The 24,932-nt window shown below is 32.3% G+C and carries 21 protein-coding genes; 16 read left to right on the forward strand and 5 right to left on the reverse strand.

Annotated elements, in window-relative coordinates; genetic code table 11:
* Positions 1 to 24 precede the first annotated feature (24 nt).
* A complete protein-coding gene (locus V6246_RS03760) occupies positions 25 to 384 on the forward strand; it encodes a hypothetical protein (protein WP_341559018.1) in 360 nt (119 codons plus the stop codon).
* An 82-nt stretch (positions 385 to 466) separates the two neighbouring features.
* A complete protein-coding gene (locus V6246_RS03765; RefSeq protein WP_341559019.1) occupies positions 467 to 1,222 on the forward strand; it encodes a hypothetical protein in 756 nt (251 codons plus the stop codon).
* An 11-nt stretch (positions 1,223 to 1,233) separates the two neighbouring features.
* On the opposite strand, the gene V6246_RS03770 is transcribed toward V6246_RS03765, so the two are convergent.
* Together V6246_RS03770 and V6246_RS03775 are read right to left on the reverse strand one after the other, a co-directional pair.
* Positions 1,234 to 1,911 (reverse strand): hypothetical protein, encoded by a 678-nt coding sequence (locus tag V6246_RS03770; RefSeq protein WP_341559020.1) that lies wholly within the window; start codon positions 1,909 to 1,911, stop codon positions 1,234 to 1,236.
* Positions 1,912 to 2,210: 299 nt separating this feature from the next.
* Positions 2,211 to 4,574 carry a hypothetical protein gene (locus V6246_RS03775; protein WP_341559021.1) on the reverse strand — a complete coding sequence of 788 codons (2,364 nt, stop codon included), beginning with the start codon at positions 4,572 to 4,574 and terminating at the stop codon, positions 2,211 to 2,213.
* 516 nt (positions 4,575 to 5,090) lie between these two features.
* On the opposite strand from V6246_RS03775, the gene V6246_RS03780 reads away from it, so the two are divergent.
* Positions 5,091 to 5,645 (forward strand): ExbD/TolR family protein, encoded by a 555-nt coding sequence (locus V6246_RS03780; RefSeq protein ID WP_341559022.1) that lies wholly within the window; start codon positions 5,091 to 5,093, stop codon positions 5,643 to 5,645.
* A 64-nt stretch (positions 5,646 to 5,709) separates the two neighbouring features.
* Here the strand turns inward: V6246_RS03780 and V6246_RS03785 are convergent, their stop codons facing one another.
* Positions 5,710 to 7,701 carry an alpha-ketoacid dehydrogenase subunit alpha/beta gene (locus tag V6246_RS03785; RefSeq protein ID WP_341559023.1) on the reverse strand — a complete coding sequence of 664 codons (1,992 nt, stop codon included), beginning with the start codon at positions 7,699 to 7,701 and terminating at the stop codon, positions 5,710 to 5,712.
* Between the two features lie 133 nt (positions 7,702 to 7,834).
* On the opposite strand from V6246_RS03785, the gene V6246_RS03790 reads away from it, so the two are divergent.
* From V6246_RS03790 to V6246_RS03810, 5 genes are all read left to right on the forward strand, one after another.
* Complete coding sequence (locus V6246_RS03790; RefSeq protein ID WP_159020456.1) at positions 7,835 to 8,785, forward strand: isopenicillin N synthase family dioxygenase; 951 nt, start codon at positions 7,835 to 7,837, stop codon at positions 8,783 to 8,785.
* 69 nt (positions 8,786 to 8,854) lie between these two features.
* Positions 8,855 to 9,184, forward strand: coding sequence for a translation initiation factor (locus V6246_RS03795; protein ID WP_341559024.1), 330 nt, complete (start codon positions 8,855 to 8,857; stop codon positions 9,182 to 9,184).
* Positions 9,185 to 9,187: 3 nt separating this feature from the next.
* Complete coding sequence (locus V6246_RS03800) at positions 9,188 to 10,132, forward strand: DUF1835 domain-containing protein (protein ID WP_341559025.1); 945 nt, start codon at positions 9,188 to 9,190, stop codon at positions 10,130 to 10,132.
* A complete protein-coding gene (locus V6246_RS03805; RefSeq protein WP_341559026.1) occupies positions 10,122 to 10,997 on the forward strand; it encodes a nucleoside phosphorylase in 876 nt (291 codons plus the stop codon). Before V6246_RS03800 ends, V6246_RS03805 begins: the two co-directional genes overlap by 11 nt.
* 12 nt (positions 10,998 to 11,009) lie before the next feature.
* Positions 11,010 to 11,864, forward strand: a complete 855-nt coding sequence (locus tag V6246_RS03810; RefSeq protein ID WP_341559027.1) for a substrate-binding domain-containing protein — start codon at positions 11,010 to 11,012, stop codon at positions 11,862 to 11,864.
* Between the two features lie 87 nt (positions 11,865 to 11,951).
* On the opposite strand, the gene V6246_RS03815 is transcribed toward V6246_RS03810, so the two are convergent.
* Positions 11,952 to 13,505, reverse strand: a complete 1,554-nt coding sequence (locus tag V6246_RS03815) for an NAD(P)H-hydrate dehydratase (RefSeq protein ID WP_341559028.1) — start codon at positions 13,503 to 13,505, stop codon at positions 11,952 to 11,954.
* A 343-nt stretch (positions 13,506 to 13,848) separates the two neighbouring features.
* On the opposite strand from V6246_RS03815, the gene thrA reads away from it, so the two are divergent.
* The 3 genes from thrA to thrC all read left to right on the forward strand — a co-directional run bounded on the left by thrA (position 13,849) and on the right by thrC (position 18,668).
* Complete coding sequence (gene thrA / locus V6246_RS03820; RefSeq protein WP_341559029.1) at positions 13,849 to 16,293, forward strand: bifunctional aspartate kinase/homoserine dehydrogenase I; 2,445 nt, start codon at positions 13,849 to 13,851, stop codon at positions 16,291 to 16,293.
* Positions 16,294 to 16,355: 62 nt separating this feature from the next.
* Positions 16,356 to 17,276, forward strand: a complete 921-nt coding sequence (locus V6246_RS03825; protein ID WP_341559030.1) for a homoserine kinase — start codon at positions 16,356 to 16,358, stop codon at positions 17,274 to 17,276.
* A gap of 99 nt (positions 17,277 to 17,375) precedes the next feature.
* Positions 17,376 to 18,668 carry a threonine synthase gene (gene thrC, locus V6246_RS03830; protein ID WP_341559031.1) on the forward strand — a complete coding sequence of 431 codons (1,293 nt, stop codon included), beginning with the start codon at positions 17,376 to 17,378 and terminating at the stop codon, positions 18,666 to 18,668.
* A gap of 122 nt (positions 18,669 to 18,790) precedes the next feature.
* Here thrC and V6246_RS03835 read toward each other — a convergent pair whose 3' ends face one another.
* Positions 18,791 to 20,527 carry a hybrid sensor histidine kinase/response regulator gene (locus V6246_RS03835; RefSeq protein ID WP_341559032.1) on the reverse strand — a complete coding sequence of 579 codons (1,737 nt, stop codon included), beginning with the start codon at positions 20,525 to 20,527 and terminating at the stop codon, positions 18,791 to 18,793.
* 259 nt (positions 20,528 to 20,786) lie between these two features.
* On the opposite strand from V6246_RS03835, the gene gcvT reads away from it, so the two are divergent.
* The 5 genes from gcvT (at position 20,787) to V6246_RS03860 (ending at position 24,876) form a co-directional block, all read left to right on the forward strand.
* Complete coding sequence (gcvT, locus tag V6246_RS03840; RefSeq protein WP_341559033.1) at positions 20,787 to 21,866, forward strand: glycine cleavage system aminomethyltransferase GcvT; 1,080 nt, start codon at positions 20,787 to 20,789, stop codon at positions 21,864 to 21,866.
* A gap of 3 nt (positions 21,867 to 21,869) precedes the next feature.
* Complete coding sequence (locus V6246_RS03845) at positions 21,870 to 22,784, forward strand: glutaminase (RefSeq protein ID WP_341559034.1); 915 nt, start codon at positions 21,870 to 21,872, stop codon at positions 22,782 to 22,784.
* Positions 22,785 to 22,823: 39 nt separating this feature from the next.
* Positions 22,824 to 23,657, forward strand: coding sequence for a sugar nucleotide-binding protein (locus V6246_RS03850; protein ID WP_341559035.1), 834 nt, complete (start codon positions 22,824 to 22,826; stop codon positions 23,655 to 23,657).
* A 54-nt stretch (positions 23,658 to 23,711) separates the two neighbouring features.
* Positions 23,712 to 24,008, forward strand: a complete 297-nt coding sequence (locus V6246_RS03855; protein ID WP_042495300.1) for a 4a-hydroxytetrahydrobiopterin dehydratase — start codon at positions 23,712 to 23,714, stop codon at positions 24,006 to 24,008.
* Positions 24,009 to 24,156: 148 nt separating this feature from the next.
* A complete protein-coding gene (locus V6246_RS03860; RefSeq protein ID WP_341559036.1) occupies positions 24,157 to 24,876 on the forward strand; it encodes a YebC/PmpR family DNA-binding transcriptional regulator in 720 nt (239 codons plus the stop codon).
* The last annotated feature ends 56 nt before the right edge of the window (positions 24,877 to 24,932 follow it).

Below are 24,932 nucleotides of genomic sequence, written 5' to 3' on the forward strand. Positions count from 1 at the left end.
GGGAAGTGTTTTAATAATGAAAATATGATTAAGCCAATAAGAATAATTGAATCAGATATTGAAGTTGAACTTTATACTGGCACTTTTGATGTTTATGTTCTCGGTGGTTGGGATGTTCTTGTTGACGATTTTACTTTTTCTCTTACAAATACTTTAACGGGAAGAGTAATTAACCCAAAAGTTACACAATGGCGTGTACAATCTTATCAAGATGGGGAAAGAGCAAAAAAAATCATGACTCTTGATGTTCCAGAAAAAGGGAAATATTTAATTGATTTTAAGAATCAAGATAGCTTAAAAGTTTGGAAAGCAGGCTTCCCTTTTATAAGTAGGTTACTAACATTGCCAATTGAAAAACAATGGGTTCAAATTTGTATAGTTTAAAGAATAATGGTTGATTCTAGAAAGTAAATTATAGAGACTAAAAACATAAATCCAACAGAATAAAAATGCGTTGATTATCAAAATGAAAAAACTACTTCCATTCATTATAATACTTTTATTTTTTAATATTTCTTTTGCTCAAAAAAGCGAAAAGGAATTATTAAGCAAGTACAATTCTTATATTGAGAGCAACGTAGAAAAGGAGAAATGGAAAACGAAATACTACCTTTCTAATGGACTAATTACTATACAAGAAAATTATTATAGAAGTGAATTACGAAGCCGAATAGAATTTGAATATGACGAATTTGGAAACATTGAGCGAAAAATTAACAACTATAATATTAATAAAGAAAATGAAAATAATGTTTCAAATATAAAATTGGTATATAAAGACTCTTTGTTAATAAAAAGAGAGTATAGTTTTGGAAAGACTGAAAAATATTCCGATTTCAATGAATTCGGAAAACCAAAACTGATTGAAACAGAGGAATTAGTTTTGCTTAAACCCTTCACTAGAGAACTACTTGTGTATGATACTGCAGGAAACATTATCAAATCTACTACTTCCAGTGATTATCAAAATAGTGATATTTCCACTAAACCCGAGAACGAAAAATCTATAACCAGTTACAAATACGACGATCATAATAACGTAATTGAAATTCATAGAGCATTTGAACCAAAACAAGAGTTTCCCATTCAAATTACTGGCGGACCACTTTTATATAAATATGAGTATTTTAGATATGAATACAACAAAAAAGGTCTTTGGACTAAAAAGTATAAAACAGTAAATGGAGAGGAATATTTGGTTACTAAAAGAAGATATAATTAAAAGATCCGCGTCTAATCTTTAACCACAACAACAGTAACTCTCACTCCTGCTTCTAACGCCCAAACTTTGCTAGCTATAACAGCACCAGTTTCGTCAACTATACGGTACTCAGCAGTATTTGGCCCAGAAGAACCTGTGTTTATAGCAAAGAACTCAATTTTATTAGATCCTTCTTCCAACTTCAAAGTAAAACCACTAAAACTCCTACCTAAATACACGTTAGATCTCAATACATCACCATTAACATAAACACGCAATAAATCGCCATCAATAGCACTGTGATCTCTATACTTAATCTGTACCGATAAAGATTTTGTATGGTAGTCGCCCCAAAAAGCATCTTCTTTTAAACCACTATTTTCACCATAACCATCTGGCAATACAGATTTGGCTTGTCGGTCTAAGTTTTTAGTATATAGCTCGCCTGGATTTCCAAATTCTTCCTCCGGAAACATAGATAATTGTCTTTTAGGCATACTTAAATCTACTGAAACTCTTGGTGCATTCAAACCATTTAAAGGGTCTGCTTTGGCTTCAATAGGTGTAGATGGTTTTGGTATTTCGGCTTTTAAAGAATCTTTTTTGCTTTCAATAACAGGAAATGGCGTAGACTTATTTCTACTATCTATTTGGGAAAAACTAGAGATAGTAAAAACTAAAAATATAAAAAATGAAAAATGAAACTTCATTGGTTTGTCGGCGTCTTTTAATTATAATAGGAAACAAAATTGCTATAATTATGCTTCAAAGATAATTGTTATCGTTTAAATCACAATTATACGTGTTTCTATTTAGGAAAAAATTAATACAATAACCATTCCTAAAATATCTCAACGTTTATAATTGCATGATTATTAGCGACAAAATATTAAATTCTCCTTAAAAATGAACCTAGTTCTACAAAGCAAGGTTATATTTATAAGAATATTAAATGGTTTATAAAACTAATTCGCCAAAGAAGCTCCTTTGTTTTTTTGAAGAGTATAAGCTATTTTTTTAAATTAATAGATTCTACTTTAGACCATAAATAACCTTCAGCAGACATACCTTCAATATAAATTTTTACATTATCAGAACCATAATTTGGCACTTTAAAAGTTAATTCTCCTTCATCATTAGGTGTAAGGTTCGGTATCCAATGAATGGCTCCAAACTTTAAGAACGTATTGGAAGTGGTATTTATGTAATTGGGCTGATAATATTCTTTAGGTATCGAAAAACCAAAAAGATTGTCTATCGTCTGATAATCATCTCCAAGAGTACTTAAACCTTGACCATTTCTAGTGAAAATTTTGATGGTTCCAGCTGGTGAATCACCTGGGTTTGGCATGCGACTAATATACATGTCTTCCAAATCTAAAACTCTTAGATTTAACAATGTTTTAAAATCATCAAACAATGGCATGTTGTCGATATAAACAGACGGTACTGAATTTCCAGGTACTATTCGTCTTGTCTTAATAAACACATTATCAAACGTAGTAACAACATCAAATCCATTTTTTCTAATTATACTTACTATAGGCTCATTTTGAAAATCAAACTCAACTAAATTGATATATTTTGCTCCATGCATCGATATAAGTGGCTTGTTTTTAGGTATCTCATCTTTATGTCGAACTTTGAAAACTATGGTGTCTAATAGCTCTGTTAATTTAAAATTTAAGTTGAGATTATTACCTGTTTCGTCTATTTGCTGTATCTCTGATATACTTTTTTTATAAGCACTTAAATTTTGTAAGTTATCATTAATGCTTTTCGGGAATATGTTGGCATATACAAATGGTTTGGTGAATTTTCCGTTTTTGTTTTTTAAACTAAAATTAATACTTGTGTCATCCGCAAAGAATAAATTTTCAAAAGTAAAAGTTGAATTCTCAATAATGCCAGATTCATGAATTTGATTTTCTGATGAAGATAGCACTATCAAATCTCCTGCTTTTTGTTTATAACTATTAAGACTTCCCTTTATCACGAACCCTGTTTCAAATACATAATTAACGCTTAGTGGCGCTTTGAAGATGTCATCCCAATTATACCTGCTCCATCCTTGATTTAATAATAATAAATCTAAATCATATAGCGTCTTGTGATCGTTATTACTGAAATAATAATACGGGTTTTCTATATTTCCATTTATATAAGGAGTCAATAAAAATGAAGTCATTATTGTAGATTGACTGTTATATGATTCATTTGATGCAGGTAAAACTGATACACTAAAACTCGGATTAATCTCTGTGTTGATATTTGTTCTAAGTTTCACCGTGCTAGAATCTTTTTGATTTTCTATGCCTTCTACCATGATTTCTTTAATTGGTGTTTTTAAATTATTAAACACCAATCTCTCAGCAACGGGTTTGTAATTTTCATTAACTAAAGTAAGTATATTAATACCTGGTAATAATTCTGGTTTCTTTAACCTGAGAAAATATTTTAGTTGATTTTCTACAAAATCAATTTTTAATTTTATTATTTGTCCTCCCCTATGTACTAACAAATAATAAGATTTACCAATTAAATCCCGTATAGTAAAATTATTGGTTTCCAAAGCGATTATTACGTTATCGTTATTTGTAACAGCTGCTTTAAAAGAGACACCTTTTTTCTCAATTATTCCAATTGGTCTTGTTATGATTTCACTAGTTGCTAGAGAAATGCTAACGCTGTAATTAGTGCTTGCTTTGGCATTTAATGAAAACTTCCCTAACCCAAATTGATTGCTCTTAAAAGTTGTAATTATATTTTTGTTTTCATCAAAAACAGTTCCTTCCTTAATTGCAACTCCATTTCCTTTATTATTTAATAATTTAAAACCAATAGTATTGTTAACATCTTCAACAATATGGCCGCCTTCTGGCAGAAACTGTAAATCATATTTACTTTCACTTACTAAATTTACATTATCTTCTTGCCTATCACCAATAATTTCAATCATTTGAACGTGAGACAAATCTTCCTTAAAATTTTTCATCCAATTAGTGCTTGTTTTTACAAAGTAAATTCCGGGAGTGAATTTTTCTTCAATTAAAAAATTTCCATTGGCATAACCTTTTGAGGCGTAAAGAAGTTTTGAAGCAATAATATTTCCTGATTCATTAAAAATACTAACATAAATATTAGTTGTACTCTCGAAAGGTATTTGATAGTTATTGTTATAAATATAGGTTTTAAACCAAATTTCTTCTCCTTCAAAAAATCTGGATTTATTGAAATGCGTAAAAATTGTTTCTCGCTCCAATTCAAAATATTCGTCATATTTTTTTATTATATCCTCAGAAGATTTAATTTGTGAAAAAACTGTTGAAGAAAAATTAAGAAATAATAAAAGTAAAAGAAAGTGTTTTTTCATAAAGTTGATTTGCGAAAATACTGACGCAAATTTACAGAAAAAATATAAGCTGTAATGATAATGTTTGATTTTAAATGGCTTTTATATTTTACGTTTACGATTTTATATTATTAAGTTCTATATCGAAAATCTCATCGATTTCTCTCAACTTTAAAGCTTTCTTACTCCTCTATTTTTTAAGTTTTTTCATTAGCTATGTTGCACTTAATGTCAAAATTAAAAAATGCTATAATTTCTCTCTTACAAACATCAATACTATTTAAAACAATAATTTTAACATTAACATCGTTACCGATGGCTCTCATTATTTAAAAGGTGAATTATTAAAAAAATCCGGAGGCATGGAAGGACATTCGCATTAAACCCACACGTTATAAACTGATTTAAAACCTCTTGTATTCCATGAATAGAAGTTAAAAGAACTACTGCTATCTTATTTTTGTAGTAGTTCTTTTCGTTTTATGGTATTGTTTTTGTGTGTCTTGATTACATATTAACATTTAAATTTTAACATTTATGAGACATTCAAAAGAAGCACCAGAAGTTAATGCAGGCTCCATGGCCGACATTGCATTTTTACTACTAATTTTCTTTTTAGTAACCGCAACTATTTCCTCCGATGCAGGAATCAATCGGGTTTTGCCAGCCGAATGCCCAACGGGAGATTGTGAAAGCTTAAAACATGAGCGCAACATTTTACGCATTGTTATTAATAATAATGATGGAATTATGATTGAAAATGAACAGGTTGATTTAGCCGATTTGAAAGAGGCTACAAAAGCCTTTTTGGATAATAATGGTGATGGTACTTGTTTGTATTGCAATGGGAATAAGTTCCCCAATGCATCGGACAATCCCGAAGATGCTGTGGTTTCACTTCAAAACGGACAACAAACTACTTACAAGCAATTTGTGGCGGTTCAAAATGAATTATCTAAAGCTTATTTTGAATTAAGAAGCAATTACGCTGCTAATGTTTTACAGAAATCGGTTGATAATTTGAGTAAAGAAGATTTACAGAAGGTTAAAAAAGCTTACCCGTTTATCCTATCAGAAGCCGAAACGAAGTAAAAATTATTACTAGTTTGAATATTGAGTTCTTTTGCGGCAACAGAATAACTCAATATTCTTTATATTAATACTTTAAAATTGCTATCAACTCGGCTTCAAATCTATTTTTTGGTAAATACTGATTTTCTAAAGTTTTTAAAAACGGAATTGGCGTATCTAAACTCGCTACACGTTTTACCGGCGCATCTAAATACTCGAAACACTGCTCCATAATTTGTGCTGAAATATCACTAGCAATACCTCCAAACATTGAATCTTCCTGTAAAATAATAGCTTTCCCTGTCTTTTTAACTGAATTAAATATAGCCTCTAAATCTAAAGGCTGTAATGTTCTTAAATCAATAACATCGGCGGAAATTTGAGGATTCTTTTTCAAAGTTTCTAAAGCCCAATGCACGGCTGCTCCATAACTAATAACAGTAATGTCTTTTCCTGTTTTCACTAAATTAGCTTTCCCTATTGGAAGTGTAAAATAATCTACTGGAACTTCTTGACGAATACTCCTATACAAGCCTTTATGTTCAAAAAATAGCACCGGATTTGGATCGTTTATGGATGAAGCTAATAATCCTTTAACATCATATGGAAATGCTGGGTAAATAACTTTTAAACCCGGAGTTTTAGTAAACCAAGCCTCATTGGTTTGCGAATGAAATGGGCCTGCTCCAACATCGCCACCACATGGCATTCTAATCACTATATCTGCATTTTGTCCCCATCTGTAATACGATTTTGCCAATAAATTAACAACAGGATTAAAACCAGAACTCACAAAATCGGCAAATTGCATTTCTACAATACTTTTAATTCCCGCAATAGATAAACCGTAAGCGGTTTCAATTATAGCTGATTCGCAAATGGGTGTATTCCGTATTCTATCTTTTCCAAAGGCTCCAATAAATCCTTCGGTAATTTTAAACGCACCACCGTATTCTGCAATATCTTGCCCCATGATAACTAAACTGTTATCACGTTGCATACTTTGTTTTAAACCTTCGGAAACCGCATCAATAAAACGTATTTCTTTAAATCCAGAACAACTACTAACTATTTTATTTTCAAAAGAATGAAATACATCGTTTAACTCATTAGCTTCATTTGGTATTATTTCATCTTCACTATATGCTATATCTAAATGTTTATTAATTTCATTTAAAATATCTGCTTTTAACCGTTTATTTTCTTCTTCATTTAAAATATTGCTATCTCTCAAAAATAACTCGAAATTAGTTATCGGATCTTTTTTAGACCACATATCCAACACATCATTTGGAACATATTTTGTACCACTCGCCTCTTCATGACCTCGAATTCTAAAGGTTTTAAATTCGATTAAAACAGGTCTTGGGTTTTGACGAACACTCTCTGCTATTGTGTTCATTTTAGAATAAACTTCAATAATATTATTACCATCAATAATATGCGATTCCATACCATACCCAAGTCCGCGATCGGCAATATTTTCGCAATTATACTGTTGGTTTGTTGGTGTAGATAATCCGTAACCATTATTTTCAACACAAAATAAAACGGGTAATTCCCAAACCGAAGCGACGTTTAAAGCCTCATGAAAATCGCCTTCACTCGTTCCGCCTTCTCCAGTAAAAACGGCTGTAACTTCATTTTTATTTTTCAACTTAGATGCTAAAGCAATCCCGTCGGCAACACCTAATTGTGGTCCTAAATGCGAAATCATGCCTATAATTTTATAGTCTTGCGAACCAAAATGAAACGATCGGTCTCGTCCTTTTGTAAAACCAGAAGCTTTACCTTGCCATTGCGCAAACAATTGACTTAACGGAATTTTCCTTGTTGTAAAAACTCCCAAATTACGGTGCATTGGCAGAATATATTCGTTAGAATTTAAAGCCACAGTTACCCCAACAGAAATCGCTTCTTGGCCAATTCCTGAAAACCATTTACTGATTTTCCCTTGTCTTAATAGCACAAGCATCTTCTCTTCTACTAGCCGTGGTTTTAGCATATTCTTGTAAAGTGTTAATAGAATTGCGCTATCTAGATTATGGTTTTGATAATTAAATTGGCTAGAAGTCATAATATAATCAGTTTAATCTAGTAAATATAACGTATTAATCAATAATTCTCAGAAATATGAATATAAAATAGAGATTACAAAACTCCCCAATGTTTTTGTACATTTGTATCACATTGATTAAAATTATTTTATAATGAATATTATACCTAGCGTTAATTTAAAAGATTTTATTTCTGGCGATATCGACAAAAAGCAACAGTTTGTAGATGCCATTGGTAAAGCATATGAAGAAATTGGATTTGTTGCTTTAAAAGGGCATTTTCTAGATGATACTTTAGTTGAAAATTTATACCAAGAAGTAAAAAACTTTTTTGAGTTAGAGACCGAAACTAAACGTAAATATGAAATTCCAGGAATTGGAGGACAACGTGGTTATATCTCTTTCGGAAAAGAAAGTGCAAAAGGTAAAAAAGAAGGCGATTTAAAAGAGTTTTGGCATTTTGGACAGTATGTTGATGATAATGATGAACTGAAAGCAGAATATCCAGAGAATGTAATAGTTGAAGAACTTCCAGAATTTAATAAAATAGGAAAGGAAACTTACCAAATGCTTGAAAAAACAGCTAAATATGTTTTACGCGCATTGGCTTTACACCTTAATTTAGAAGAAACATATTTCGATAATTACATACACAACGGGAACTCTATTTTACGCCCAATTCACTATCCACCAATTACAGAAGAACCTAAAGAAGCCGTTCGAGCTGCTGCTCATGGTGACATTAATTTAATTACCCTTTTAATGGGGGCTCAAGGTCGTGGTTTACAAGTGCAAAACCATAAAGGTGAATGGATTGATGCTATTGCTGAAGATGATGAGTTAATGATTAATGTTGGAGACATGCTTTCTAGACACACTAATAATAAATTAAAATCGACTATACACCGTGTTGTAAACCCGCCTAAAGAACTTTGGGGTACATCTCGTTATTCTATTCCGTTTTTTATGCACCCAGTTAGTGCCATGAAATTAGATGTTTTAGAAGGTTGCATAGATGAAAATAACCCAAAACAATTTGATGATATTACAGCCGGAGAGTTTCTAAACGAACGCTTAATTGAATTAGGATTAAAGAAAAAGTAAATACCTAAGTCGTAGTTTTTAGTTGAAAAATCAATGACTACGACTCATACTTCCAACCAAAAATAAATTATGGATTTACAAGACCAATTAAAAAACCTGTTTCCAGAACATATTGAAGAAGAAACTCCCGAAAGCGAGCAAAAAAGATCTGATATATGGATGCAAGATGATCCTATACTTTGTAAATATGAAAAGCGCAAAGGAAAACCTATCACTATTTTAGATGGCTATACTGGTGCTACCGAAGATTTTAAAATTTTAGCAAAAGAAATTAAAACTAAACTAAGTGTTGGTGGTAGTTTTAAAGACGATAAAATTATTATCCAGGGAGATTACAGAGATAAAATTATGGGCATGTTAAAAGAAAAAGGGTTTAACGTAAAACGCGTTGGAGGTTAATTTATGAGCAAACAGTTACTGCATATTACAAACAGCGGACATCTGTCTGGTCGTTTAACGGAATTAGAAATTCAAGGAGAACAGTTAACTTGGCAAGAATTATTTTGTGAAGGTCCTACATTAGAAACTATTCATTGTAAAGAATCTATTCAGGTTAGAAAATCATTTTTGCATGATTTTTATGATGTGGATTTAGATTTAAAGAAAGTAGATATTGAGCTAGAAAAACTAGATGATGCGGAAGCTAAATATTCTGAAATTATCCTTTGGTTCGATTACGATTTGTTTTCGCATATCAACATGCTAGCTGTAATTAGCCTAATTTATCAGAAGAAAATAAAACTTCCTATATCTTTAGTGTGCAGCGGTAGAATTCCTGGCAATAAAAGCTTAACAGCCCTAACCGAATTAAATACATCTCAACTTGTAAATCAATATAAAAGCAAGGTTACTTTAAATAAAGATGATATCGATATGGCCACTACGGTTTGGGGCATTTACTGTGGCAAAGACCATAATTTATTGAAACCATTTATTGTAAAAAGCTCGAGTTTTAAATACTTAAGTAATTGTTTAAAAGCGCATTTAGAACGCTTTCCAAACTCTAAAGATGGTTTAAATATTTTAGAACGTAACATTCTTGAAATTGTTCGTGACAATACCATTAAATCCAAACATCATTTATTGGGTTATGCTCTAAATTACCAAGGTTATTATGGCTATCGCGATTTACAATTGGCTAGATTTATTGATAAACTAAGTGTGTTTTTAATTGATGAAGAAAATAGTATTACACTAAATCGAGATGGTCATGAAGCTCTTTTAAGTCAACATAATTTTTCGAAAGAAATTGATAGTGATATGCGTTTTGGCGGTGTTAAAAAGTATGATTTTCAATTTAGTAAACCATTAAACAAACTAATAAAAACTGTAACGAATGCCAATTAAAGAATCTGAACTTATATTAAATCCAGATGGTAGTGTTTATCATCTAAATTTAAAACCCAAAAATATCGCACAAACCATCATTTTTGTGGGTGATCCAGATCGTGTTTCAAAAATAACCGAGCATTTCGATTCAATTGAATTCTCTACCCACAAGCGTGAGTTTAAAACAGAAACTGGTCTTTATAAAGGTAAACGTTTATCTGTAATTTCTACAGGCATTGGTGCCGATAATATTGATATTGTTATAAATGAACTAGATGCTTTAGTGAACATAAATCTAGAAACTCGAGAAATTAATAAAGACTTAGTTAGCCTAGATATTGTTAGAATAGGAACTTCAGGGTCTTTACAAAGTGATATTCCTGTTAATTCATTTTTAATGAGTTCTCATGGTATGGATATAAACGGTATGCTTCATTCTTATAAAACCGAGCACATTTCGCATCCTGATATTGAAGATGCTTTTGTTGCACATAGCGATTGGGATAAAAACAAATCGACACCTATTATTGTTGAAAAAAGTACTGAACTTGCTGAAAAGTTTAAAGATGAAAATGTAAAGCTTCATCAAGGTATTACAGTTACGGCTAACGGATTTTATGGTCCTCAAGGTCGTGTGCTTCGTTTACCGCTTCGAGATTCAGAATTGAACAACAAAATTGATAGTTTCAAATTCAACGATTACCGTATTACAAATCTTGAAATGGAAACATCTGCCATTTACGGTTTATCTAAATTATTGGGGCATCGTGCCGTATCTTTAAACGCTATTATCGCGAATAGAGCAAACGGTAGCTTCAGTGAAAATCCTGAAAAAATCGTTAATAGTTTAATTCAATTTTCATTAGATAAAATAATTGCTTAGTACCTCAAAATCATGACAAAAGTAAATATAGGCGGTGTGCCAGAACACTTTAATTTAGCTTGGTATTTAACCCTAAAAGAAGGTGAGTATAAAGATGAAAACATAAACCTTCGTTGGCACGATTATTATGGTGGCACTGGTGCCATGTGTAAAGCGTTGCGTGATGGAGATATTGATATTGCCGTGATACTAACAGAGGGTATTGTAAGAGATATAATTGCTGGAAACCCAAGTAAAATTGTGCAAACATTTGTGCAAACACCTTTACATTGGGGTGTGCATGTCGCGCAAAATTCTACATACAAAACCGTAGCAGATTTAAAAGGAACCAAAGCAGCTATTAGCCGTTATGGATCTGGTTCTCATTTAATGGCTTATATAAATGCACAAAACCACAACTGGGATTTAGAAAAAGATCTTGATTTTGAAGTGATAAAAAACCTTGATGGTGCTGTAGAAGGCTTAACTCAAGGTAGAGGCGATTACTTTTTATGGGAAAAATTCACGACTAAACCTTTAGTAGATAATGGTGTTTTTAGGCGAATTGATAATTGTCCGTCTCCATGGCCTTGTTTTGTAATTGCAGTTCGCGAAGATTTTATAAAAAACAATGAAGTTGAATTAAAAACAATTCTTGATATAATTAATAACACGACTAGAGCGTTTAAAGATATCCCAAGTATAGATAAAACTATAGCTAACCGTTATGAACAACAATTAGAAGATGTTCAAGAATGGTTAGGTATTACAGAGTGGTCTCAGGAGTTAATAGATAAAGACACACTAAATAATGTGCAAAAGGAATTATTTGCGTTAAATATTATCCCTGAAATAGTGGATTACGAAACCTTAACACACAAATTATAATCACTTATAAAACAACAAAAAGCCCATTTAGACGAATGTTTAAATGGGCTTTTTTATTTATTAGAAATCTTGTTATACTTTGTTTGTTTAAGATTTTGGCTCCTCTGCTTCTACTTGCTCCGGTTGTTCTGGCTGTTTAAACAAATCGATAAACGCCTGCCCCATATTATCAATAACATAACTAGCAATTAAACTTTGATAACCATAATCTTCAACAGCAATATCTGCAGCTTTGCCATGTAAGTACACGCCAAATATAGATGCTACTACAGGATGATAACCTTGAGAAATTAAACCTGTAATAATACCCGTTAACACATCTCCACTTCCGGCTGTAGCTAGTCCTGGATTTCCGGTGGTATTAACATAAAGTGTATCATCAAAAACAGTAATGCTATTAGCACCTTTAACCACTATGATAACTTTATATTTATTAGAGAAAGCTTTAACTTTTTCTAACTTATCAAAATCGTTTTCCCAACTTCCTATTAAACGTTCTAATTCTTTTGGGTGTGGCGTTAAAACGGTTTCTTCCGGTAATAGTTTTAGTAAGCTTTTCTTTTTAGCTAATAAATTAATACCATCAGCATCTATAACAAGAGGCTTTTTGTTGGTTTTCAAAAAGGCTTCAAAAGCTTTCTGAGACTTAGCATCTGTTCCCAAACCAACACCAATACCTATTACGGTTGGTTCTATATCAAATTTTATATTCGTTATCTTTTCATCATCAGCATCTGTAATTACCATAACTTCTGGCAGAGCTGTCTGTAAAACATGATATCCACATTTTGGAATATAAGCAGTCACTAAACCTGCTCCTGCCGAAAGTGCCGAACGGCTCGCTAAAGAAACAGCTCCTATTTTACCATAACTACCTCCAATAATTAAAGCGTGCCCAAATTGCCCTTTATGAGAAAATTTTTCGCGAGGTATATAGTTCGGTAATACTTCATTCTTACCAATTAATTGCACTTCTGTTTGTGTGTTTGATAAAAATTCAGGATCTAAACCAATATCTAAAACTTCCCATTGCACAGTATATTTAGCCGTTTCTGGTAAAAAGAAAACAAGTTTAGGTGAAGCAAAACTAAGCGTATAGCCAGCATGCACCACAGCATCTTCATCTGTAACAGCTTTATCTGTGTATAATCCAGAAGGAATATCCACAGCCAAAGTAAACGCTTTAGACGCTCTAAAATGAAGGAATAAGTTCTTAACCCATTCATCTACAGGTCTGTTTAAACCAATTCCAAAAACACAATCTACAATAATATCTTGTGCTTCTATAACTGGAAAATCTTCTTTACATTTTAAAAGTGTTGGCCACTTTTTCGTTACATTTTTAATGCGATCGTAATTAATTAAAAAATCTTTAGATCTTTTATCACTGCAGTTCACCACAAAAGTATTTACGTTGTAACCGGCTAAAATTAAATGCCTGGCCAAAACCAAACCATCGCCACCGTTATTACCTATACCGCAAAAAACATGTATCGGTACTTGGGCGCCTTGCATACGTAAATCGATCCAATTAAAAATCTGACTTCCTGCACGCTCCATTAAATCGGTTGATGAAATTTGTTGCTTTTCGGCTGTAAGTTTATCGCCTTCGTAAATTTGCTCTTTGGAAAATATTTTCATTAATAGTATTATTATTGATTTTTCAATCCTTCTTAAACTTTGTCGCTTTTTTTCTATGAAAATCGCTACTATATAAGAATTCTATAAAAAATTTGTTTTAGTTTTTTTATAAGGCTAAAAGTAATACTTTTGGAACATATTATATAACTATAATGATTCAATTCAACCAAAATATAAACGCTACAACTTCTTTTTCTACGAAAGGAACGGCTACTATTTTGGCTACAACTACAAATATTACAACCCTTTGGGGTTGCTAATTATATATTCTTCAGGCAATATTTGCGATTTTATAAATCGCATAATCAAAAATATTTTTTTTAATTTTTCAATTCATTAAAACATGAAAGTTTTAAAATTTGGAGGAACTTCTGTAGGTTCTTCAGAAAACATAAATAGAGTTATTAGTATTTTAGAAAACCATGGCAAAACAGATGCCGTTGTTTGTGTAGTATCTGCTGTTGGCGGTATTACAGATAAATTACTGTTAACAGGTAAGCAAGCTCAAAATAAAGACATTAGCTATAAAGACACGCTAAACTTAATTAAGGATATTCATTTTAGTATTATAAATGAATTGAACTTGGGTACCGGTGAAAACATCACCAAAGTGGTTGATAATGAATTTCAAGAATTAGAAGATTTACTAAACGGCATCTATTTAATAAATGAGTTATCCCCAAAAACATCGGATAAACTTGTAAGTTTTGGCGAAAAACTGTCTTCTTTTATTATTGCTGAAACCATGAAGAATCGTGGTTTATCAGCCGATAGAAAAAATTCTCAGGAGCTTGTAGTTACTAACTCTAACTTTACAAAAGCAGAAGTTGATTTTAAAATCACCAATGCTAATATTCAAGATTACTTCAAAACGGCAGTTCAAAATATTACTATTTTACCTGGTTTTGTTTCAAAATCTAAATTAGGTGAACAAACTACACTTGGACGTGGCGGGTCGGATTTTACGGCTGCTATTGTTGCTGCAGCTCTAAAAGTAGATCAATTAGAAATCTGGACAGACGTTAGTGGTATGTACACAACTAACCCTAGAATGGTGAAACAGGCTTACCCGATCTCTAAGATTTCGTATCAAGAAGCGATGGAATTATCGCATTTTGGAGCCAAAGTATTATATCCACCAACGGTACAACCTGTGTTAAGTTTAGGAATCCCTATTCATATTAAGAACACCATGGAACCAGAAGCTGTTGGTACAGTCATTTCGAATGAAATTGTTGAAGAGTCTACTCCTGTTAAAGGAATTAGCAACATAAGCAATATAGCCTTATTGACATTGCAAGGTAGCGGTATGGTTGGTATTCCTGGGTTTTCTAAACGTTTATTTGAAACGCTTTCGCAGGAAAAAATTAATGTGATCATGACCACTCAAGCGTCATCAGAGCATTCTATTTGTTTAGGTATAGACGAAAAAGAAGCAGATAGCGCTAAAATAGCTATTGATGCTGCTTTTGAAAATGAAATTGCATTAGAAAAAATAGATCCAATTATTGTTGAAACCGGTCTTTCAATCATTGCACTTGTTGGTGATAAAATGAAAAACCATCAAGGTATAAGCGGTAAAATGTTTAGTACTTTAGGAAAAAACAATATTAATATTCGTGCTATCGCTCAAGGTGCTTCAGAGAAAAACATATCTGCTGTAATTACAGAAAGTGATGTTAAGAAAGCTTTAAACACGTTACATGAGCAGTTTTTTGAATCTAAAACAAAACAATTAAATGTATTTATCACTGGTGTAGGAAATGTTGGTGAGCGTTTGGTTGAACAAATAAAACAACAAAAGAAATACTTAAAAGAAAACCTTAAAATTAATCTTCGTGTTGCTGGATTATCAAATTCTAGAAAGATGATTTTTAATGAAGAAGGTATCAATTTAAAAAATTGGAAAGAGCAATTAGAAGATGGTAAACAAGCCACTCTACAAGGTTTCTTTGAAAACACAAAAGCATTAAATTTACGTAACAGTATATTTGTAGATGTTACTGCAAATGCAGATGTTGCAAATCTTTATGCTGATTATTTACGCCAAAGTATTGGTGTAGTAGCTTGTAATAAAATTGCATGTTCTAGTGATTTTAAAAATTATAAATTACTTAAAGAATTATCTTTAAAATATAATGCGCCTTATCTATTTGAAACTAATGTTGGTGCAGGTTTACCAATTATTGATACATTAAATAATTTAATTGCTTCTGGAGATAAAGTGAATTCAATTCAGGCTGTATTATCAGGAAGTTTAAACTTTGTGTTTAACAACTTTACAGATAAAACGAAGTTTTACGATGTTGTAAAGCAAGCTGGAGCTGAAGGTTATACTGAACCAGATCCAAGAATTGATTTAAGTGGTGTAGATGTTGCTAGAAAAATTTTAATTCTTGCTAGAGAAAGTGGTGTTGAAATGAATTTAGAAAACATTGAAAACACATCGTTCTTATCGGAAGCTGGATTGAAAAGTGATTCTGTAGATGATTTTTATCAAACTTTAATTGCAGACGAAGCACATTACCAAAAGTTATATGCTTCTGCGAAAGCGAACAATTGCCAATTAAAATATGTAGCACAATTTAACGACGGTAAAGCAAGTGTTGGTCTTCAAGAAATTCCTGAAGGACACCCGTTTTATAATTTAGAAGGTAGCGACAATATTGTGATGTTTTACACACAACGTTACCCAAAACAACCTATGATTATTAAAGGTGCCGGAGCTGGTGCAGATGTTACTGCTTCTGGTTTATTTGCCGACATAATTAGAATAGGAAACGATTAAATAAGCAAATAATTGCTTGATGAGATTTCCGCCTTCGTGGAAATAACAAAAGAACTTTTGGAATGAACGAAATAAAAATATTTTCACCGGCAACCGTTGCCAACGTATCATGCGGATTCGATGTTTTAGGATTCTGTTTAGATAGTGTTGGCGATGATATGGTGATTAGAAAAACCGATAAAAAAGGAATTTTTATAACTAAAATTGTTGGTTTCGACTTGCCTTATGAAACTGAGTTAAACGTTGCTGGCGTTTCGGCTTTAGCCATGTACAACGCTATTGATGTAGATTTTGGTTTTGAAATTGAAATATACAAAAACATAAAGCCTGGTAGTGGTATTGGAAGCAGCGCTGCAAGTGCCGTTGGTAGTGTTTTTGGAATGAACGAACTCTTAGGACGTCCGTTTAATAAAACAGAACTAACAGCTTTTGCTATTAAAGGTGAAGCTATTGCAAGCAAATGCGAACATGCTGATAACCTCGCTCCTGCCCTTTTTGGTGGTTTTACTTTAGTGAAAAGCATTAACCCTGTTCAAATATTAGAAATTCCATCACCAACGGATTTATACGCAACCATTATACATCCACAGATAGAAATTAAAACATCAGAATCTCGTGCTGTACTTCCAAAAGAAGTTGCACTTAGCGATGCTATAACCCAATGGGCTAATGTTGGCAGCTTGGTACATGCTTTGCATACTAGTGATTATAATTTACTTAAAGACTCACTGCACGACGTTATTGTAGAACCGCATAGAAGTAAGTTAATACCGCATTATAATGATGTAAAAAAGGCATCATTGCAAGCAGGCGCTTTAGGTTGTGGTATATCTGGTTCAGGACCATCAATATTTTCATTAAGCAAAGGTTTGGAAACAGCTAACAAGATAAAAGAAGCCATTAATAACGTTTATGCAAAAACAGGAATTGAATTTGATATTCACGTTTCTAAGATTAATACAGAAGGCGTTAAAATAGTTTAAGTTTGATTAATCTCGTCTTTTAGACGTTAATAAAAATCACGCTTAAGAATTACAAATTAATAATAAATAGTTTCCTGCTTAGGCAGGTTTTCATAAATTATGAACTACTACTCATTAAACAAAGAAGCAGCAGACACATCGTTTAAAGATGCTGTTATAAAAGGATTAGCACCAGATAAAGGCTTGTATTTTCCTGAAAGTATTACGCCTTTGCCAAAGTCATTTTTCGATAATATTGATAATTTATCGCATGCCGAAATTGCTTTCGAAGCTATTAAACAATTTGTTTCACCGGAAATACCTGAAAATGTTTTAAAAACTATAGTTGAAGAAACATTGTCTTTCGATTTCCCTATTGTGAAACTTAATGACAACATTTCTACTTTAGAATTATTCCATGGACCAACCATGGCTTTTAAAGATGTTGGCGCTCGATTTATGGCGCGTTGTTTAGGTTATTTCAACAAAGACAACACCAACGAAGTTACTGTTTTAGTAGCTACATCTGGAGATACTGGTGGTGCTGTTGCCAATGGATTTTTAGGAGTTAAAGGTGTAAATGTTGTGATACTTTACCCTAGCGGAAAAGTGAGTGATATTCAAGAAATGCAACTTACAACTTTAGGGCAAAACATAAAAGCATTGGAAGTAGACGGTACTTTTGATGATTGCCAGGCTATGGTAAAAACAGCTTTCTTAGACGAAACTTTAACAAGCAAAATGCAACTTACATCGGCCAACTCGATTAACGTGGCACGCTGGTTACCACAACTTTTCTATTTTATGTTTGCTTACAAGCAATTACATAATACACACGAAAACATTGTATTCTCTGTACCAAGTGGGAATTTTGGTAATGTTTGTGCCGGAATGATGGCGCAACAATTAGGCTTGCCTATTAAGCATTTTATTGCTTCTAATAACGAAAACAATGTGGTTACACGTTATTTAGATTCTGAAAAGTACGAGCCAAAACCATCTGTGCAAACTATTAGTAATGCTATGGATGTTGGTGCACCAAGTAATTTTATTCGTATACAGGAAATTTATAAAAACAACTTTAGCGCTTTAAAAGAAAACATCTCTTCTTATAGTTTTTCAGATGATGAAACTCGAGAAGCGATGTTAGAAATTTTCAATAAATACAATTATGTTGTAGATCCGCATGGAGCTGTTGGATATTTAGGTTCTAAAAACTACTTAAAAGATAACCCTAACGCACATTGCGTATTTTTAGAAACTGCTCACCCAACAAAATTCTTAGATGTTGTAGAAGAAGTTATAAAAGAAAAACAACCACTTCCTGAGCAAATACAATCGGTTATGGGAGGAGAAAAAGTTGCCATTTCTATTGCAACTTATAACGATTTAAAAGATTTCTTATTAAGCTAAACCTTTAAAGAAATCAACATAAAAAAACGGTTTTACAAACATAAACACTCTAGGATGTTTAGTTGTAAAACCGTTTTTGCTTTATATATGAAGGCCTTCTATAAAAAGGTGTCCTTATTATATTAAGTCGTTAACACTTTATCATACTTTTTCAAAATTGAGAAAACATCCTCTTTACTAAAAGGTTTAGATAGTATATCATCGAAACCTAGAGTATCCAATTTATCAATAATTTCAGTACTTGGTATGTTCGCGGTAAAAGCAATAACGATAACATCTGGTCTATGCTTTTTAATATGCCCAATAGCTTTAAAACCATTCATTTTAGGCATTTCTAAATCTAAAAGAACAAGGTCAATATCTTTATGTAATTTTATTTCTTCAATAGCCTCAAGGCCGTTTGTTCCTTTGTATATTTTTGGAACGTGCTTTTCTAATAGTTTTTTAGCATACATCATGCTAACCATATTATCTTCTACTAATAATAAGGTTGAATTCAATGAAAAATCATCACTGAAAGTTTCTTTGTTTATCAATTTCTTGGGAGTTAATTCAACGCGTTCTAAAGTTAAAGGGAATTGAAATCGCGTACCTTTATTTATTCTACTTTCTATTTTTATCTCAGAGTTCATGGCTATTATAATGGATTGAGAAATAGCCAAACCTAAACCTGTGCCACCGTATACGGGATTTTTTTCATTTTTAATTTGATGAAAACTTTCAAATACTTTCTTTAAATTTCTAGGAGCTATGCCAATTCCGGTATCCTGAACCACAAAATGTACAGATGCCATATCATTATCTAATTCAACAACTTCAGCCGAAAAGGTAATTCTGCCTTGTTCTGTAAATTTAATGGCATTTGATATCAAATTATGTACAACCTGAGCAAAACGCTTTCCATCTACATTAACAACAACATCCTTTAATCTACTATCGATGTACGAATGAAGTTCTAAGTTTTTTTCTTCTGCTTTATTAATAAACGGAATTGTAATTTTATTAAGAAAATCGTAAAGTTCTTTAGGTTCATTAAACAACTCAAAACGGCCAGATTCTATTTTATGAATATCTAACATATCATTAACCAATAATAACATGTTATCATTACAATAGTCTAAAATTTCAAAGTACTTCTTAGTCGTAGCCTCGTTGTTATCATTACCTAAAATTAATTGGGTAACACCATTAATACTATTAATTTGTGTACGTAATTCGTGCCCAAGGTTAGATAACACTCTAGTTCTTCGCTCCTTCTCGTTTTCGGCATCTTCCTTATCACTAAATATTTTTTTTATAAAAGATTTACTTTGTCCAAGTGCTTGTAGCGAAAAAATCATAATAAGTATAAAAGCTACCGATGAGTTGATAACAAACTTTAAGTGCACTTCTTCTTTTGTTAAATCCGTATAATAGTTTGAATATAGTGGAGAAACCACAACAGTAATAACCATTAATGAAATAATTACCGCATATAGAATATTAGTATGTTTTTGAAAATAGATTTCATGCCTAATAACGTACGGCAAGCAAAAAAGCATAACCAATTGAAACCAATAATACCCAGACATTAAACCTTCTAAATAAGATAGACCAACCAATGCACTTCCTAATGTTATGTATACAATATATGGGCCAGCTAAATAATTACGGCGTACCACAAAAAAATAAACACTAACAAAAAAACTTATTAAAGGCAATATAATGAGCAATGCCGAAGCGGTTAAACCTTGCTTGTAGTTCCAAATAGTGTAAGCACCAGTAAAAAGCGTAGTAGATAAATAAATACGAATAGCGTGCTTAAAAAAAGTTTTACGCTTTAAATCTTTAAAATTGAGAGTCCTTATTGTTGGTTCCATTTGGAAATTGCTACAGACAAAAGAAACGCTTTTACCGATTAAATGCAAGTTTGGTAAAATATTTTTTCAAAAAAAACACTTAGAAATGCTTTTAATCTATAATCTATTCCATTCTTTTTGAAATAATTATCAATACAGCCTCTATTATAGGTGTTAATATATCATCAGAATAGATTAAAAGTAAATCTATATTTTTTCAATACATTTGTTTTCTGAAACGATTCACTAATATTTATAAAATCATAAAAACACAACCTTAATGAAAAACACAGCCTTAACCCAAACTCACGAAGCTCTAGGAGCTAAAATGGTACCTTTTGCAGGATATAATATGCCTGTTCAATATGAAGGTGTAAATGCTGAACATGAAACGGTAAGAACCAGTGTTGGTGTTTTTGATGTTTCTCATATGGGTGAATTTTTAATTGAAGGTCAACATGCATTAAGTTTAATTCAAAAAGTATCTAGTAACGATGCTTCAAAATTAACTATAGGAAAAGCACAATATAGCTGTTTACCGAATGATGATGGTGGTATTGTAGACGATTTAATTATCTATAAAATAAAAGAAGAGACTTACCTTTTGGTGGTTAATGCCAGTAATATTGAAAAAGATTGGAATTGGATTCAGTCTAAAAACAATGTTGGCGCAGAAATGAAGAATTTAAGCGAAGACTATTCATTATTAGCCATTCAAGGTCCAAAAGCTATTGAAGCTATGCAATCTATTACAAGTCATGATTTGGCTGCTATTAAATTTTATAACTTTGTAGTTGGAGATTTTGCAGGTATCGAAAACGTGATTATATCGGCTACTGGTTATACAGGTAGTGGCGGATTTGAAATTTATTGTAAAAACACCGAAGTAAAACAAGTTTGGGATAACGTTTTTAAAGCTGGTGCAGATTACGGCATTAAGCCTATTGGTTTAGCAGCACGTGATACCTTACGTTTAGAAATGGGGTATTGCCTTTACGGAAATGATATTGATGACACCACCTCTCCTATTGAGGCTGGTTTAAGCTGGATTACAAAATTCAACAAAGATTTTACAAACTCCGAGGCTTTAAAAGCTGAAAAAGAACGCGGATCGGAAAGAAAATTAATTGCTTTTGAATTAGACGAGCGTGGTATTCCTCGTCATGATTATGATATCGTTGATGGTAATGGTAACAAAATTGGTGTTGTAACTTCTGGAACCATGTCTCCTAGTTTAGGTAAAGGTATTGGTTTAGGTTATGTACCAACGGTTTTTGCCGATGTAAACAGTAAAATAAATATTCAAATTAGAAAAAAAGCGGTACCTGCAACAGTAGTTAAATTACCATTTTACAAATAGTCTATGCTAGATTTTCAAGCTATTTTAGAAAGCATTCAAAAAAACGCCACAGAAGCACCCGATAAAGGTGATGTGGCAACATATATTCCGGAGTTAGCCCATGTTAGTAAGGATAACTTCGGAATTCATTTACGTACTTCCGATGGTAAAAGTTATGGGGCAGGCGATTTTAATAAACCCTTTTCCATACAGAGTATTTCTAAAGTTTTAGCACTATCTAAAGCTATGTCGCTAATTGGCGAAAATATTTGGGAACGTATGGATGTCGAGCCCTCTGGCCACCCGTTTAATCAATTGGCTTTATTGGAAATTGAAAATGGTATTCCTCGAAATCCATTTATTAATTCTGGAGCTATTGTAATTGCAGATATTCTACTTTCAAATTTAGAAAATCCAAAAGAAGATTTTTTAAATTACGTACGCGATTTAACTAACGATCAAACTATAGAGTATAACCAAGCCGTTGCAGATTCTGAAAAACGAACAGGTTTTAAAAATTATGCGGCAGCCAATCTTCTAAAATCATTTAAAAATTTAGACAATCCGGTAAACGATGTTTTAGATTTTTATTTTCAACAATGTTCATTAGAGATGACGTGTAGCCAACTGACAAAAACATTTTCGTTTTTGTCAAATAAAGGCACCTGTATGTTAGATAAAGTACGCCTTACAGAAACTCAAGCAAAACGTATAAATGCCATAATGCTTACTTGTGGGTTTTACGATGAGGCTGGAGAGTTCGCTTTTGAGGTGGGCTTACCAGGTAAATCTGGTGTTGGTGGTGGTATTGTAGCGCTTCTACCCGATAATTTTACTATTGCAACATGGTCTCCAGGACTAAATAAAAAAGGAAATTCTAAACTTGGCATGTTGGCTTTAGAGGCTTTTACGACTAAAACAAAGTTATCCATTTTCTAAGTTACTATTAACTTATAAATGGCTTAAGAAGTTTGATGTATGATAAAGCGAGAAAGTAAACATAGAATTCTAATTTTAGGAGTAAGTGGCTTTTTAGGAAGCGCCATTTACAAAGAGCTTCTTCCCTATTTCAGAACCTCGGGCACTTATAATACATCGAACAAAACCTTAGAAAAAAATCATCAGTTTTTCCATTATAATTATGAAGAAGATGATATTTACGAAATTCTAGATATTGTAAAACCAACTATCATTATTTCGGCACTTCGTGGCGATTTTTCTAAACAAGTTATGCTTCATCGTCACTTGGCCGAGTATTTACTATTAGAAAACACCAAACTCATCTTTTTATCTTCGGCAAACGTATTTGATGCCTACAGCAAATACCCAAGTTACGAACAAGATAAAACGCTTAGTAATAGTATTTATGGACACTTCAAAATTAAAATTGAAAACATGCTTCTGCGCTTACCAAAAAAGAAAGTGGCTATTGTAAGGTTACCTATGGTTTTTGGTCCACATGCCCCAAGGTTAACAGAAATACTTCAACTTATAGATTTAAACGAACCTATTGAAGTTTTTCCTAATTTAGTAATGAATGTCACTTCTGATAATAAATTGACACAGCAAATTCATTACATCATCAACCGAAATAAATCGGGTATTTTCCATCTAGGAAGTAATGATTTAGTACATCACGACGATTTTATAAAAGAAATTATAGAAACCCTTCATCTAGAACATAAAGCAAAATACAAACAAGTTTTCACAACCAACGATGAGCGCTATTTAGCTGTTTTACCAAAATTCAACAAGCTACCAAAACACTTACAATTGGTGAGTCAGGATATTTTATCAGAATTAAGAAAATGAGCATATTATCCGTAAATAAATCACTAATTTAGTCTCTTCAAAAACATATAAATAATGATGAAACTTTCCGAAGACGATATAGAAAAAAGATTGCTTCAATACCCAGATTGGGAGTATTATGAAAATGCAATTCACGCCGAATTTGAATTTGATAATTTTAAAGATTGCTTTAGCGCCATGAGTCGTATAGCCTTTGAATGCGAAGCTTTAAACCATCATCCAGATTGGAGTAATGTTTACAATGTGCTCAATATTTCAATCTCTACGCACGATGCAGATGGTGTAACAGCCAAAGATTTTAAACTAGCCAAAGCCATAGATAGCATTGTAGTGCCTGAAGACGAGGAATAATTTGTATTTCTGCTGAAGGTTTTTAACTTTGTGCGATTAAAATAATAGACGTGTTTTCGCTTTCGCGGAAATATAACAATAATAGTGAAGTTGATACATCTAAAATATCCAGATGCATTAAGATCACATCAACTAAAAGAATGTAATTATGGGAAGAGCTTTTGAATTTAGAAAAGCAAGAAAAATGAAACGTTGGTCTGCTATGAGCAAAGCCTTTACACGTATTGGTAAAGATATTGTTATGGCGGTTAAAGAAGGAGGACCCGATCCTGCAAGTAACTCGCGTTTACGTGCTGTAATACAAAATGCTAAGGCTGTAAACATGCCTAAGGATAATGTAGAACGTGCCATTAAAAAAGCAAGTGAAAAAGGCCAAGGCGATTATAAAGAAGTTCTTTTTGAAGGCTATGCACCACATGGTATTGCTGTTTTAGTAGAAACTGCAACAGATAACAATACCAGAACAGTTGCTAATGTACGTAGCTATTTTAACAAATGTGATGGTAGTTTAGGTACTTCTGGTTCTGTAGTTTTTATGTTCGACCATACTTGTAATTTTAGAATTGATGCGGAAGGATTAGACCCTGAAGAATTAGAACTTGAATTTATCGATTTTGGTGCAGAAGAAGTATTTGCCGATGATGATGGTATTTTAATTTACGCACCTTTTGAAAGTTTTGGAGCCATTCAAGCTGAATTAGAATCTCGAGAAATTGAAATTTTATCTTCTGGATTTGAACGCATTCCACAAGTAACAAAACCCTTATCTGCGGAAGAAGCTGCCGATGTAGAAAAGCTTTTAGAAAAACTTGAAGAAGATGATGATGTGCAAAACGTATATCATACCATGGAAGAAAGTGCTGAGTAATATTCAACTTAATATATTAAAGAGAACTTAGCGGTTCTCTTTTTTTTGCTTTTTAT

It is taken from the genome of Algibacter sp. TI.3.09, assembly GCF_038154905.1.
Lineage (GTDB): Bacteria > Bacteroidota > Bacteroidia > Flavobacteriales > Flavobacteriaceae > Algibacter.

Excerpts from the sequence above, each read along its gene's own strand:
- V6246_RS03760 (WP_341559018.1), top strand. The coding sequence starts at position 25 with ATGATTAAGCCAATAAGAATAATTGAATCAGATATTGAAGTTGAACTT.
- V6246_RS03765 (WP_341559019.1), top strand. The coding sequence starts at position 467 with ATGAAAAAACTACTTCCATTCATTATAATACTTTTATTTTTTAATATT.
- V6246_RS03770 (WP_341559020.1), bottom strand. The coding sequence starts at position 1,911 with ATGAAGTTTCATTTTTCATTTTTTATATTTTTAGTTTTTACTATCTCT.
- V6246_RS03775 (WP_341559021.1), bottom strand. The coding sequence starts at position 4,574 with ATGAAAAAACACTTTCTTTTACTTTTATTATTTCTTAATTTTTCTTCA.
- V6246_RS03780 (WP_341559022.1), top strand. The coding sequence starts at position 5,091 with ATGAGACATTCAAAAGAAGCACCAGAAGTTAATGCAGGCTCCATGGCC.
- V6246_RS03785 (WP_341559023.1), bottom strand. The coding sequence starts at position 7,701 with ATGACTTCTAGCCAATTTAATTATCAAAACCATAATCTAGATAGCGCA.
- V6246_RS03790 (WP_159020456.1), top strand. The coding sequence starts at position 7,835 with ATGAATATTATACCTAGCGTTAATTTAAAAGATTTTATTTCTGGCGAT.
- V6246_RS03795 (WP_341559024.1), top strand. The coding sequence starts at position 8,855 with ATGGATTTACAAGACCAATTAAAAAACCTGTTTCCAGAACATATTGAA.
- V6246_RS03800 (WP_341559025.1), top strand. The coding sequence starts at position 9,188 with ATGAGCAAACAGTTACTGCATATTACAAACAGCGGACATCTGTCTGGT.
- V6246_RS03805 (WP_341559026.1), top strand. The coding sequence starts at position 10,122 with ATGCCAATTAAAGAATCTGAACTTATATTAAATCCAGATGGTAGTGTT.
- V6246_RS03810 (WP_341559027.1), top strand. The coding sequence starts at position 11,010 with ATGACAAAAGTAAATATAGGCGGTGTGCCAGAACACTTTAATTTAGCT.
- V6246_RS03815 (WP_341559028.1), bottom strand. The coding sequence starts at position 13,505 with ATGAAAATATTTTCCAAAGAGCAAATTTACGAAGGCGATAAACTTACA.
- thrA (WP_341559029.1), top strand. The coding sequence starts at position 13,849 with ATGAAAGTTTTAAAATTTGGAGGAACTTCTGTAGGTTCTTCAGAAAAC.
- V6246_RS03825 (WP_341559030.1), top strand. The coding sequence starts at position 16,356 with ATGAACGAAATAAAAATATTTTCACCGGCAACCGTTGCCAACGTATCA.
- thrC (WP_341559031.1), top strand. The coding sequence starts at position 17,376 with ATGAACTACTACTCATTAAACAAAGAAGCAGCAGACACATCGTTTAAA.
- V6246_RS03835 (WP_341559032.1), bottom strand. The coding sequence starts at position 20,527 with ATGGAACCAACAATAAGGACTCTCAATTTTAAAGATTTAAAGCGTAAA.
- gcvT (WP_341559033.1), top strand. The coding sequence starts at position 20,787 with ATGAAAAACACAGCCTTAACCCAAACTCACGAAGCTCTAGGAGCTAAA.
- V6246_RS03845 (WP_341559034.1), top strand. The coding sequence starts at position 21,870 with ATGCTAGATTTTCAAGCTATTTTAGAAAGCATTCAAAAAAACGCCACA.
- V6246_RS03850 (WP_341559035.1), top strand. The coding sequence starts at position 22,824 with ATGATAAAGCGAGAAAGTAAACATAGAATTCTAATTTTAGGAGTAAGT.
- V6246_RS03855 (WP_042495300.1), top strand. The coding sequence starts at position 23,712 with ATGATGAAACTTTCCGAAGACGATATAGAAAAAAGATTGCTTCAATAC.
- V6246_RS03860 (WP_341559036.1), top strand. The coding sequence starts at position 24,157 with ATGGGAAGAGCTTTTGAATTTAGAAAAGCAAGAAAAATGAAACGTTGG.